11 protein-coding genes and 1 riboswitch are annotated in these 12,398 nt (G+C 28.3%); of the genes, 4 read left to right on the plus strand and 7 right to left on the minus strand.

Features of this window, described 5'->3' with window-relative positions; genetic code table 11:
* Positions 1 to 124: 124 nt before the first annotated feature.
* From pepV to MKD34_RS05975, 5 genes are read right to left on the minus strand one after another with little or no spacing between them, the layout of a single operon-like run.
* Positions 125 to 1,516 carry a dipeptidase PepV gene (gene pepV, locus MKD34_RS05955; RefSeq protein WP_240218694.1) on the minus strand — a complete coding sequence of 464 codons (1,392 nt, stop codon included), beginning with the start codon at positions 1,514 to 1,516 and terminating at the stop codon, positions 125 to 127.
* 2 nt (positions 1,517 to 1,518) lie between these two features.
* A complete protein-coding gene (locus MKD34_RS05960) occupies positions 1,519 to 2,403 on the minus strand; it encodes an MlaA family lipoprotein (RefSeq protein ID WP_240218695.1) in 885 nt (294 codons plus the stop codon).
* Positions 2,393 to 3,673: a serine/threonine protein kinase gene (locus MKD34_RS05965; RefSeq protein ID WP_240218696.1), complete on the minus strand. Its 1,281-nt coding sequence runs from the start codon at positions 3,671 to 3,673 to the stop codon at positions 2,393 to 2,395. Before MKD34_RS05965 ends, MKD34_RS05960 begins: the two co-directional genes overlap by 11 nt.
* Before the next feature lie 28 nt (positions 3,674 to 3,701).
* A complete protein-coding gene (locus MKD34_RS05970; RefSeq protein ID WP_240218697.1) occupies positions 3,702 to 4,481 on the minus strand; it encodes a Cof-type HAD-IIB family hydrolase in 780 nt (259 codons plus the stop codon).
* Between the two features lie 18 nt (positions 4,482 to 4,499).
* Positions 4,500 to 5,264: a TrmH family RNA methyltransferase gene (locus MKD34_RS05975; RefSeq protein ID WP_240218698.1), complete on the minus strand. Its 765-nt coding sequence runs from the start codon at positions 5,262 to 5,264 to the stop codon at positions 4,500 to 4,502.
* Between the two features lie 162 nt (positions 5,265 to 5,426).
* On the opposite strand from MKD34_RS05975, the gene MKD34_RS05980 reads away from it, so the two are divergent.
* From MKD34_RS05980 to MKD34_RS05990, 3 genes are all read left to right on the plus strand, one after another.
* Entirely contained in the window at positions 5,427 to 6,455 is a 1,029-nt protein-coding gene (locus tag MKD34_RS05980; RefSeq protein WP_240218699.1) for an extracellular solute-binding protein, read from the plus strand.
* Positions 6,456 to 6,561: 106 nt separating this feature from the next.
* A complete protein-coding gene (locus MKD34_RS05985; RefSeq protein ID WP_240218700.1) occupies positions 6,562 to 7,656 on the plus strand; it encodes a DNA polymerase III subunit beta in 1,095 nt (364 codons plus the stop codon).
* A 23-nt stretch (positions 7,657 to 7,679) separates the two neighbouring features.
* The gene (locus MKD34_RS05990; protein ID WP_240218701.1) at positions 7,680 to 8,645 is read left to right on the plus strand and encodes a magnesium transporter CorA family protein; all 966 of its coding nucleotides are present in this window, start codon (positions 7,680 to 7,682) and stop codon (positions 8,643 to 8,645) included.
* 33 nt (positions 8,646 to 8,678) lie between these two features.
* Here the strand turns inward: MKD34_RS05990 and fusA are convergent, their stop codons facing one another.
* Together fusA and MKD34_RS06000 are read right to left on the minus strand one after the other, a co-directional pair.
* A complete protein-coding gene (gene fusA / locus MKD34_RS05995) occupies positions 8,679 to 10,742 on the minus strand; it encodes an elongation factor G (RefSeq protein WP_240218702.1) in 2,064 nt (687 codons plus the stop codon).
* Positions 10,743 to 10,873: 131 nt separating this feature from the next.
* Positions 10,874 to 11,149, minus strand: coding sequence for an HU family DNA-binding protein (locus tag MKD34_RS06000; protein ID WP_023049818.1), 276 nt, complete (start codon positions 11,147 to 11,149; stop codon positions 10,874 to 10,876).
* Between the two features lie 156 nt (positions 11,150 to 11,305).
* On the opposite strand from MKD34_RS06000, the gene MKD34_RS06005 reads away from it, so the two are divergent.
* Positions 11,306 to 12,136 (plus strand): N-acetylmuramoyl-L-alanine amidase, encoded by an 831-nt coding sequence (locus MKD34_RS06005; RefSeq protein ID WP_240218703.1) that lies wholly within the window; start codon positions 11,306 to 11,308, stop codon positions 12,134 to 12,136.
* 61 nt (positions 12,137 to 12,197) lie between these two features.
* Positions 12,198 to 12,327, plus strand: a riboswitch (FMN riboswitch).
* Positions 12,328 to 12,398: the final 71 nt, after the last annotated feature.

A 12,398-nucleotide genomic window follows, 5' to 3' on the forward strand; every position in this document is an offset into this window, starting at 1 on the left:
ATATATAATTATTATTAATATAGATTCTAATTTTTCTCACATACTATTTTTTTAGTATTTTTGTCTATTTTTTGATTTTACAAAAAATAAAAAAACTGCAACACTGCAGTTTTTTCTTACACTTTTATTTTGCTAAATCATATATTGCTTGAACATATATTTTTAACCAAGTATCTAATTTATCTAATTCTAAATACTCATTTTTTTGATGCATATTATCCTCTTGATCTTTTAATAAAGCTCCAAATGCAACTCCATTTGTTACAGCTCTAGCATAAGTTCCTCCACCAATAGAAACTGGTTCTGCACCTACGTCACCAGTTATATCTTTATATATATCCATTAATGTTGTCACTAAGAAGCTATCTTTAGGAACATATAGTGGATTCTTTGCTGATCTTACTGTCACATTTAAATTTTTACTTTTTGCTCTTTTTTCTACTTGATCAATTACTTGTTCTTTTGTAAATGTAACTGGATATCTAATATCAAATCCAAACATTACATTTTTACCTTCACACTCAATTTTACCAATAGTTAATGTTAATACTCCAGACGGTTCATCTTCAAAATTAATTCCTAATCTCTCTCCTGAATATTCCATCTTTATATACTCATTGAAGAATTCTACTAAATTTTTTAGTTTTTCATCTTCAATTTTTAAAGTTGACAAGAAACTAAATAAAGCTGATATTGCATTATAACCATTTGCTGGTCTAGCTCCATGAGAAGCTTTTCCTAATGAAACTATTTCTATTTTTTCATCTTTTTCAGTTGCTGTTATCTTAAATTCTTTTCCTTTATTATATTTTTCTAAATTTAAAAATATTTCATCTTTCATTGACAATGGGAATAAACCTATAGCAGAATCTGGAACTGAATTAAATGCTACTCCACCTTTTATTGAAAAACTTAATTCTTCTTGGTACTCTTGACTCAGCATTAAGTGTAAAATTCCTTTTTCAGCATAAGTTACAGGAAATGACGAATCTGGAGTAAACGCCATTGCTGGTTGTGGCATATTTAATTTTCCAAAATAATGGTTCATACATCCCCACCCAGTTTCTTCATTAGCTCCTACTATCACTCTAACTTTTCTATTTAATTTAACTCCTGAATCTTTAATAGCTTTTAATGCATATAAGGCAGCAATTGTAGGACCTTTATCATCTAAAACTCCTCTTCCATACATTTTCCCATCTACTATTTTTGCTTCATATGGTGGATAATCCCATCCCTTTCCTTCAGGTACAACATCCACATGTCCAAGAATCCCTATCATCTCTTCATCTGAACCTACACCAAAATCAATATGACCTGCATAATTATCAAAATTTTCAACTTCAAAACCTAATTTTTTTCCTAAATCTAACATATGCTCTAGAGCCTTTGCAGGTCCTTCTCCAAAAGGCATTCCTTCTAATGGTGCCTCTTGCACGCTTTTAATTCTAACTGACTCCTGAATTGATTTAACAACATCATCTTTGTAATTTAGTACAAACTCTTGTAAATTCAAAACTATTCACCTCTCCCCTTTACTTTTACATCATTTACATCTATTAATGTATCTCTATATTTAGTATAGAAATATCTTACATACTCATATTCAAAAGGACTTCCAGTCCCATAGTATCTAAAATTCTGATTTTCTTTTCTTGCATTAATTGCTCCCATCGTAGTAACTCCTGGGTTATTAACATCAAAACCAACAGGTTGATCATATGGATTTATCTCTGAAACACTTACTATTCCTGCTGCTTTCCCTGCTGTATCTCTAAGATTGGATGGTCCAAAACCAGGTAATACCAAGTATGGTCCATTTCCAACTCCATATTTTGCTAAAGTTAATCCAAAATCTTCGTATGTTTTTGGTAATTCCAAAGCAGAAGCCACATCAAATAATCCTAAAATACCAATTGTTGAATTTATTCCAAATCTAACAAAAGTTATTGTAGCTTTTCTTCCTTCAAGTTGTAATATTGAATTTATAAACGTATTAATTTCTTGTAAATTTGAAAAGAAATTAGACACACCTTTTTGAACAAATTTTGGTGCTATAAATTCATAAGTATTAACAGCAGGAATTAAAATATACTTATCTAAATAATAATTAAAATAGTATATTCTTCTATTTAAAGGCTCTAACGGATCATAAACTTCTATGAACTTAGTTCCGTTTATTTCTTTCTTTTCTACAACTTCGCTTCTTATTCCCTCTGGTTGATATACAACCTCTTTTCCATTTCCTAACTTTAAGTATTCATTACTCTTTAGGTGCGTATGCTGGTTTAAACTTTCCTTTTTTTCAATCTTTTTTTCAGAAATATCATTTTTAGTTTTTAAAGGAGAACAACTAATAAAAAATATACAACCTGTAATTGTAATTAGCTTTTTATAATTCATTGTTGAATACCCCCTTTTCTAAAAACTCTAACATTTTATCTACGTTAGTTTGATAAAACATATTTCCACAATGACCACCATAAGGATAAATTAAACTTCTTTCTTTAAAAACATTTTTTATAAAATTTCTATCTTTATCAGATAAAATAAAATCATCTTCATTAGTTACCGCTACTATTTTATTTTCTTTCTCCAAATAGCTTTTAATTATTCTTAAATCTCCATATTTTAAAACATCATTAAAAGTTAAATTTCCACCTAATATTTTTAAGTAATATGGATAAGCTAATTTATTTAAATAATCACTAAAGTTTGCAAAATTAATACTTTCAAAATAAGGATACATTTTTGAAAACTTTCCTGGAGTTGTATTTGAATATACATGAGTACCATTTATTTGGTCTACAATATAGTTTAAATCAATTGATGTTAAATTAAATGCAAGCCCAATTAATCTTTCCATCTCTTTATTAGACAATTCTTGCTTTTCAAAAATTGAATATATACCTTCCTCCGTTATTTGTAAATCACTAGGTGAAATATTCTTTTTTACTACTTCCATTACTTCATCAATAATTTCCACTATTTGACCTTTATTTTCTATATTTTTTGACAACATATTATCTAAAGTAGTTGCTGAGTAATATAAATTAATTGATGGATTAACCATATAAACTCTTTTAAAATTAAAATCTTTTCCTTGTGAATCTAAATAAGATAAAATAGCTGAGTGTGTTGCTCCCATACTATATCCCATTAAATAAGTATCTGTTACTTCAACCTTTTCTTCTCTTTTTACTTTATCTAACATATCACCCATAATATTATATAAATCTAATCCATCTTGAATTAAAACTCCTGGAACTTGACTATTTGATACGTTCAATATAAAATTTGAATTAAATACTGAAGTCACTGTTAGTACATGATATCCCGCATTATAAAATATCTTCTGAAAGTTTTTTGTTCTTGTAGAGTTATACGCTGATCCTGTTCCTGATAAAACAAAAATTAAAGGTGCTTTTCCTTTTTGTTTGCTCAATGAAAAATTGAACCCTTTATCAAACCACATATTTGCAGGCACTTTATTACTTCTTTCTAACATAATTTTAAAATCTTTAGTTGGAACTTCATTCGGTACTCCTTTAGTCATAATCTTAGAGCTTCCAACTATTGTTGCTACATATGGATTTTTCATTGGAAATTTATATTCAGCAAAAATATTTACCGTCAGAATTAGCATGAATATTACTTTTATACATTTATTCATTATAATATTTCCCCTCCTTAAAATAAAATTAAATAATTTTTTTCAATTCTTCTAAAACTCCATTCTCATTATTACTTCCTGCTATAAAATTCGATATTTTTTTTATTTCTTCATGTGCATTTTCCATTGCAAAACTATACTTTCCCTTTTTTAACATTTCAAAATCATTTAGATAATCTCCAAAAATCATAGTTTCTTCATATTTCACTCCTAGTTCTTTTTGAAGAGCCTCCAATGCTATTCCTTTATTAGATTCTAAATGACTTATATCTAGCCAAATTTCACCTGAAACTACAATTTGACAGTCAACTTCATCTTTTATATAAGGATAAACATTCTTTTCTGTTCCACTTAAATCACAATAAGTAATTTTTATTATTTCATCATCAATCACATCTAAAAGATTTGAAACAACCTTTCTTTCTTCATAATACTTTTCTACTTCTTTTACAAACTCTACCTCAGTTGATTCAATATATGCAGATTTCTTACCACATAATACCACATTTGTCGTAGATATCTTTCTTCCAACTTCAACATATTTTTTTATTACCTCTTTAGATAATATTCTTGAGTATATCTCTTTTTCTTTTTCTATAACATAACTCCCGTTTTCCGCAATAAAAACTATTTTATTTTTTATTCTATCAAAATTTTTTCTTAAATTTTGGTATTGTCTTCCACTAGCTACAACAAACTTAATTCCTTTTTTTTCCATCTCTGAGTGAATTTCCCAAAACTCATTTGAAAACTCTTTTTTATCATTTAAAAATGTTCCATCCATATCTGTAACAACTAGTTTTATCATTAAAATCTCTCCTAATACTTATTTATTGTCTAATCTATTTCTTACATCATATAAAATAATTCCTGTGGCCATAGCTACATTTAATGATTCTGCACTTCCATAAATCGGAATTATTACTTTCTCATCACTTTTTAACAATATATTTTGAGAAATTCCATCACCTTCATTTCCAAATATAAATGCATTTTTTTCTTTTAATTTCATTTTTGTATATGGAATAGAATCTTTTTCTAAGGCTGTAGCTATTATTTTATACCCTTTCTCTTTCAATAGGTGTACAGTATCTTCCTCTTCTAAATAGTATATATTTATACTTAAAATTGATCCCATACTGCTTCTTACAGTTTTTTCATTATAGCAATCTACGCTTCCCTTAGTTAAGATTATATCCTTAAATCCTGCTGCATCTGCTACTCTTATAATTGTCCCTAAATTTCCGGGGTCTGCTACTCTATTTAAGACAACAATATTTTTATCTAAATAATCCAATTTTTGTTCTTTAGAATTATAGCAAATGATAACTCCTTGAGAATTCTCTTGTGAACTTAACTCTTTAAATAATTTTTCGCTTAAAATTATTTTTTTACATTGAAATTTTTCAGATAATTTTATACTTTCTTCTGAAACTCCTTCTTTAAATATTATTACTTTAGGAATCTCTTCAAATTCCAAAAATTTTCTTCCTTCTGCCAAAAATAATTTATCTAGTTCTCTATATTTTTTTGCTTTTAACTTTTTTAAACTCTTGAAAAGTTCATTATCTTTACTTGTTATTATATCCAATATTATATCTCCTAAAACTAATTATATTTTACATAAGATTATACATTAATTTTGTTCTATTTTCTAGTTAAATAATCTTTAGCTGTAATTATTCTTGACTATCTTTAAAAAATATAATACAATTTTTAGCGGTTATATAATTTATATTTTAGGGAGGTTTAAGTGAAAAAAATAATAACTTTATTATCTTTAGTTTTCCTACTACTTTCATGTGGTAACGAAAAACAAAAAAATGAGAATGTTCTTTATCTTTATGGATGGGCTGATTATATTCCCACTAAAATTTATGAAGATTTTGAAAAAGAAACGGGTATTAAAGTAATTGAAGATATTTATTCATCAAATGAAGAAATGTTTGCTAAAATTAAGGCTGGAGGATCTGGATATGATATCTTAACACCTTCAACTGACTATGCTGAAATTTTAATGAATGATGGAATGCTTGAAAAACTTGACAAGTCTAAATTGCCATCATTAAATAATATAGATCCTATGGTATTTGAAAAACTACAGTACTTTGATTCTAATAACGATTATGCTTTTCCTTTTGCAATGGGGGCTACAACTATAGCCGTAAACACTAAATACGTTAAAGATTTTCCAAGAGATTTCACAATTTATAACAATGCTGAATATAAAGGAAAAATGACTTTACTAGATGATATGAGAGAGGTTATGACTTCTGCTTTAGGAACTTTAGGATATCCTCAAACAACTGAAGATGAAGCTGCTATATCTCAAGCTGCTAATCTTGTAAAAGAGTGGAAAAAAAATATAGCTAAATTTGATTCTGAATCTTTTGGTAAAGGCTTTGCTAATGGTGATTTCTGGGTTGTACATTGCTATCCTGATAATGTTTTAAACGAATTAACTCCAGAACAGTTAGAAACAACTGAATTTATAATTCCAGAAAAAGGTGGTACAGCTTATATTGATTCGTTTGTTATCCCAAAAACTGCACCAAATAAAGAAGCTGCATATAAGTTTTTGGATTTTGTACAAAGACCTGAAAATTATAAGTTAATTGCAGAACATTTAAGAATTCCATCTATAAATATTCCTGCTAGAGAACTTATCACTGTTGAACCTCTATATTCAATTGATGATTTAAGACATACTGAAATTTTAAGAGATATTAAAAATACACTAGATCTTCAAAGTAAATATTGGCAAGAAATTCTTATTGATTAATCCTAAAAGTCTAACTTAAAAATTTAAGTTAGACTTTTTTATTTCTTGTAACACTCTTATTTATAGTGTATAATTTTAGAAAAGAATACAATTAGGAGGACCCCCTATGAATTTTAATATTAGAAGAAATGAACTAGTTGAAATTTTCTCTGAATTTATTAATATTTTAAAAGATAATCCAATTAAACCGATTATTTCTGGTTTAAAAATAGAGTCAAATAACGGTAAGGTAACATTTACAGGTACTAACCTTGACATTAACTATATAAAAACTATCTATTGTGAAACAATTGAAGATGGCGTAGTTATTTTCAAACCAAATTTAGCTTTAGAATATATTAAACTTTTAGATGATGAAACTATTAATCTATCGTCTAAAAATGATATTCTTTCTATTCATTTAGCTGAGTTTACTTTATTATATAACGATAATTTTCCTGAAAATTTAAAGCTTCCACTTGTTGATGAAATTGCAAAAATTTCACCTCAAGAACTTTATAAAAGTTTTGAAAGAACAAAATTTTCGGTTGCTCCTTCAACAGAAAATTTAGCAATCAATTGTATTAGAACTCTTTTTAGAGAAGATAGAATCTCTTTTGTATCAACAGATTCATATAGATTAACTTATTTAAAAACGGATAACAAATCTCTTTTAGAAAAGGATTTTTCAATTCCTCTTGAATCTGTTAATATTTTATGTAAATTAATCAAAGATTTAAATGAGGATATAACTATTGGTTCAAATGGTGAGAACCTTATTTTCTTATGGAAAAATACTTACTTCCTTACAAAAGTAACTACTCTTCCATTTCCTAATTTTGATGCTATCCTTTGTGGAAATAGTTTCAGTAAAGAGATGGAGTTTAATTACAATGATTTCAAAAGTGCTTTAAAAAAAGTTTTAACAGTGGCAAGAACTAGTAATGAGTCAAAAAATGGCGCTATCTTAGAATTCAAAGGAAAAAAACTTTCTATTTCTGCTTCTTCTGGTAAAGCAAAAATTAATCAAAAAGTTGATATGATTAAAAATGGAGATGATTTTAAATGCTCTCTTAATATAAAATTCCTTTTTGAATTTGTTGAAAATTTAAATAATAATGTTTTTATTAAAGGAAATACTTCTTCAGCTATGTTTGAAATTACTGAAGGAGATAACAGTTCTTATAAATATATTTTAATGCCTCTTGCACTAAGAGACTAACACTCAATTTTAGGCGGTTTTTTATGATAAAAATTTACAAAAGTCATAATGATATTTTAGAAAAAAAACTTTTCTCAATTTCTGAAACACTTGAAGTTGAAAAATTAACTGAAAAAAATACATGGATTCATCTTTCAAATCCTACAGAGGAAGAGATTAGAGTTGTTACTAATAGCTTTGATATTCCTGAAGAACATATTCGAGCAGCTCTTGATGAAGAGGAAAAAGCTCGTTTGGAAATTGATGATGATATTATATTAGTTATTATTGATGTTCCTATCCATGATGAGAATAATCGTTGTTCTTTCACTACTGTTCCACTTGGAATAATTTTATTGAAAGATCATATTTTAACTGTATCCACTGTCAAACTCTCTCTTATTGAAGAGTTTGTTCAAGGAAGAATTAAAAGTTTTTTTACATTTAAAAAAACAAGATTTATTTTACAAATGCTTTTTAGAAACTCTACATATTTCTTACTTTACCTAAAACAAATTGGAAGAATAAGTGATAATATCGAAAGGCAACTAAAAAATAATCTTAGAAACCAAGAACTTATGCTTCTTCTTGAATTGGAAAAAAGTTTGGTTTATTTTACTACATCTTTAAAATCAAATGAAGCAGTTCTTGAGAGAATGATGAGAACTGAAATTGTAAAAAGATATCCAGATGATTTAGAACTTCTTGAAGACGTTATAATAGAAACTAAACAAGCAATTGAAATGGCCAATATTTATTCAAGTATTTTAAGTAGTACTCGAGATGCTTTTTCTACAGTTATGTCGAATAACCTTAATATAGTAATGAAAAAACTTACTTCTATTACAATTGTGTTTGCTATTCCTACCGTTGTTTCTGGACTTTGGGGAATGAACGTAGGTGGAGTTCCTTTTGCTTCAGATACCTATGGTTTTCTTTGGGTTCTACTTGTAGCATTTGCTTGTGGAATTATAATAACATGGATTTTATTTAAAAAAGAACTATTTTAATTGAAAAGGCTCTGTTAATCAGAGCCTCTTTTATTACTTATTTTTTCTTATTTCTATTATTTTTTGTGCTAAATTTTCTTGAAGCTCCTCATATTTTAAAAAGCTATATTCAAATCTTCCTCTACCCTGAGTTAATGATTTTAAATCTATTGCATATTTTAATATCTCGCTTTCGGGAACTTCTACAGTTAAAAGCTGCTCAGAGTAAGCTTTTGGTTCCATTCCTAAAATTCTTCCTCTTCTTTTATTCATATCCCCCATAATATCTCCTATATATTCATCAGGAGCTACTATTTCCATTTTTACAATTGGCTCTAATATAACACACTTAGCTGTCTCCATTCCTTTTCTAAAGGCTAATATGGCTGCTTGTTTAAATGATATTTCATTTGAATCTACAGGATGATAAGATCCATCATACAGTGTTGCCTTTATATTTATTACTGGATATCCTGCTAATTTACCTTTATTTTTTGCTTCCAACAATCCCTTTTCTACTGCTGGAATGTAAGTTTTAGGAACTACTCCACCATGAATATTATCATAAAATCCAAACTCATCACTATTAGGTTCGAACTTTATAAATACTTCTCCAAATTGTCCTGCTCCTCCTGATTGTTTTTTATGTCTACCTTGAGCTTCAACACTATTTTTAATTGTTTCTCTATAGGAAACTTCTGGTTCTTTCAATAAAGCATTCACACCAAATTTATTTTCAAGTTTATTAAGAAGTATATTCAGATGTTTTTCTCCTTGTCCACCAATTATTAGCTCTTTTGTTTCATAATTTCTTCCTATTGAAAAAGAGGGATCCTCATCCATTAACCTTTGAAGAGCTCCACTTAACTTATCATCATCACTTTTTTCTTTTGGAACAATGGACATATATAAACATGGCTTTGGAAACTCTATTACTTGATATAAAATGACATTATCTTTATCACATAGGGTATCTCCCGTCTGAGCCTCTTGAATCTTTGTCATAGCACCTATATCTCCTGCTCTTACCTCTTCTGCTGGTAATTGTTTTCCACCTCTAAAGAACGAAATATTTCCTACTTTAACTTTTACTCCTTTATTTGAAATTAATACTTCATCATCTTTTTTAATAACTCCTGAATTAACCTTAAATAATGATATTTTTCCCATATATGGATCTACTATCGTTTTAAATATAACTGCAGAGAACGGCTCATCAACTGCAACTTTTCTTGTTAGCATCTCACTTTTATTTGTCGTATAACCTATTTTAATACCTCCATTTACCTCTAAAGGTGTTGGTAAATAGTTATATAGCATTTCAAAAAGAGTTCGAACACCTATTCCATTACTTGCTGATCCAATGATAACAGGAACAATTTCTCCACTAACAACACCATTATGTAACCCCTGCTTAATTTCTTCCTCAGTAAAATCCTCTCCTGAAAAATACTTATTTAAAAGATTTTCATCAGTCTCAGCAATTGCCTCTAATAAAAGATTTCTTACTTCTGCCACATCTATATCTTCTGGAATTGGAGCATCTTCACATGACTCACCATTAAAAATTCTCCCTTTTAAATCCACAACATTTACAAAACCTTTAAACTCCTCTTCAAATCCTATTGGTATACAAAATGGTGCTACTTTTTTACCAAATTTTTCTTTCATATCATAAAGAAGTTTCTCATAATTATGGACTCCTTTATTCATCTTATTAATAAAAATAACTCTTGGAATACCAGCTTCTTCAAGCAATCTCCAGGCTCTCTCTGTTCCTACTTCCACTCCTGCTGCACCATTGATAACCAAAACTGCTCCTCCTGAAACTGCCAAAGCTGATGAAACCTCTCCTGAAAAATCTGAATATCCTGGTGTATCTAGTATATTGTATTTATGTCCTAAATATTCAAGAGGTATAACTGACGTATTAATTGAAAATCCCTGTTTCATTTCCTCTTTATCAAAATCTGATATACTTGTTTGAGAGTCAACACTCCCCATTTTAGGGGTTGTATTAGATATGTATAGCATGGCCTCTACTAAGCTACTTTTTCCACTTCCACGATGCCCCAAAAGAGTTATATTTCTTATCTCACTCATTTCATAACTAATCATAATTGTTCCTCCTATTTTAAGAGATTTTTTACGTTAGTACTTATATAGCTAATATTTCTTAATAAGTCAATAGCAATTTCTAAAACATATAAAAAAAGCCGAGAATTAATCTCGGCTTAAATAACTAAATATTAGTTCATTTTGTCTACTAAAGACTTTCCAGCTTTAAACTTTACAGTTTTCTTAGCTTCTATTTTAATCTCTTCTCCAGTTTTAGGGTTTCTTCCAGTTCTTTCAGGTCTTTCAACTACCTCAAATTTTCCCCATCCGATGAAGTTGATTTCCTCTCCAGCTTGTAAAGTCTCCTCTATTGTAACTAGAACTGAATCTAACTTTCTTTCTGCTTCAGCTTTTGAAGAGAATACACCTTTTTCAAATAATACTTTTGCGAATTCTTTTTTTGTCATTATATTTTCCTCCTAAAATGCTTCTATTATTGTAATTAAGTACAGTCATTTATATCATATAAACCAATTAATTTCAAATGTTTTTTAGGTTTTTTTGGATTTTTTTGACAATTTGGTATATAATCAAATCATACCAAAGGAAAGGATGTTCTTAATATGATTAAAAAAATAGTTTTTTTGTTTTTAACCCTTGTTTTATCTTCGTGCACATCGCTAAAATACAGTGTTAATTCGTCTAAATACAAATCAAAATCTTATAATGAAAGAGTTAGATTTGTTATTTTACACTACACTGCTTTAAATGATGAACGTTCAATCACTGCTTTAACAAAAAATAATGTTAGCTCTCATTATCTCGTTACTCAAGAAAGGTATGATTCTGTTTACTCTTTAGTTCCTGATACTCAAAGAGCTTGGCATGCTGGAACTAGTTCCTTTGATGGTTATAAAAATCTAAACGATAATTCAATTGGAATTGAAATCTCTAATTTAGGTTATTCAAGTGCTAGCAAACAAAAAACAGCAAATTTAAAAGAGGGTATTATTGATACAACTATGTTTTATCCATATAATGATGCTCAAGTTTTTAAAATTGGAATGTTATTGAAAGAACTTACTGCTAAATACAAGATTAATCCTAAATATATTTTAGGACATTCTGATATTGCTCCTACTAGAAAGTTTGATCCTGGTCCTAAATTTCCATGGAAACATCTTTATGACCATTATGGTGTTGGTGCTTGGTTTGAGAAAAAAGATTTTAATGCTTTTTATTCACAAAATCTTTTTAATTCATATTCAACTAAAGATTTAAAAGATGAATTACGTAAATATGGATATGATATTAATTCCACTGACAATTGGGATTTACAAAGTAAAAAAGTGGTTTCTGCATTCCAGATGCACTTTAGACCTAGAAAAGTTGATGGTGTTTTTGATCTTGAAACTTTTGCTATTATAAAGGCATTAAATAAAAAATACAAATAATTTTATTGACAAAATAACTATTGATGTTTTATAATCAAGTCAACAACAATAAAATATGATAGATAAACTTCAGGGCAGGGTGAGCTTTTAATTAGCAATTCCCGACCGGCGGTGATAGTCCGCGAAACCTTCGGGTTTGATTTGGTGAAACTCCAAAACCGACAGTATAGTCTGGATGGAAGAAGTGTTTTTTTTATGCACAATTTTCTAATTTATTTATTTTTAAGCCCGAAGTCTATCTTCGGTTTTTTTTTATAAAAAA

The sequence above is a fragment of the Cetobacterium somerae genome (assembly GCF_022430525.1).
In the GTDB taxonomy this organism is placed as follows: Bacteria; Fusobacteriota; Fusobacteriia; order Fusobacteriales; family Fusobacteriaceae; genus Cetobacterium_A.

What these genes read in the sequence shown, in the direction of transcription:
- MKD34_RS05960 (WP_240218695.1), bottom strand. Translation starts at nt 2,403, where the DNA reads ATGAATTATAAAAAGCTAATTACAATTACAGGTTGTATATTTTTTATT.
- MKD34_RS05965 (WP_240218696.1), bottom strand. Translation starts at nt 3,673, where the DNA reads ATGAATAAATGTATAAAAGTAATATTCATGCTAATTCTGACGGTAAAT.
- MKD34_RS05970 (WP_240218697.1), bottom strand. Translation starts at nt 4,481, where the DNA reads ATGATAAAACTAGTTGTTACAGATATGGATGGAACATTTTTAAATGAT.
- MKD34_RS05985 (WP_240218700.1), top strand. Translation starts at nt 6,562, where the DNA reads ATGAATTTTAATATTAGAAGAAATGAACTAGTTGAAATTTTCTCTGAA.
- MKD34_RS05990 (WP_240218701.1), top strand. Translation starts at nt 7,680, where the DNA reads ATGATAAAAATTTACAAAAGTCATAATGATATTTTAGAAAAAAAACTT.
- fusA (WP_240218702.1), bottom strand. Translation starts at nt 10,742, where the DNA reads ATGATTAGTTATGAAATGAGTGAGATAAGAAATATAACTCTTTTGGGG.
- MKD34_RS06000 (WP_023049818.1), bottom strand. Translation starts at nt 11,149, where the DNA reads ATGACAAAAAAAGAATTCGCAAAAGTATTATTTGAAAAAGGTGTATTC.
- MKD34_RS06005 (WP_240218703.1), top strand. Translation starts at nt 11,306, where the DNA reads ATGATTAAAAAAATAGTTTTTTTGTTTTTAACCCTTGTTTTATCTTCG.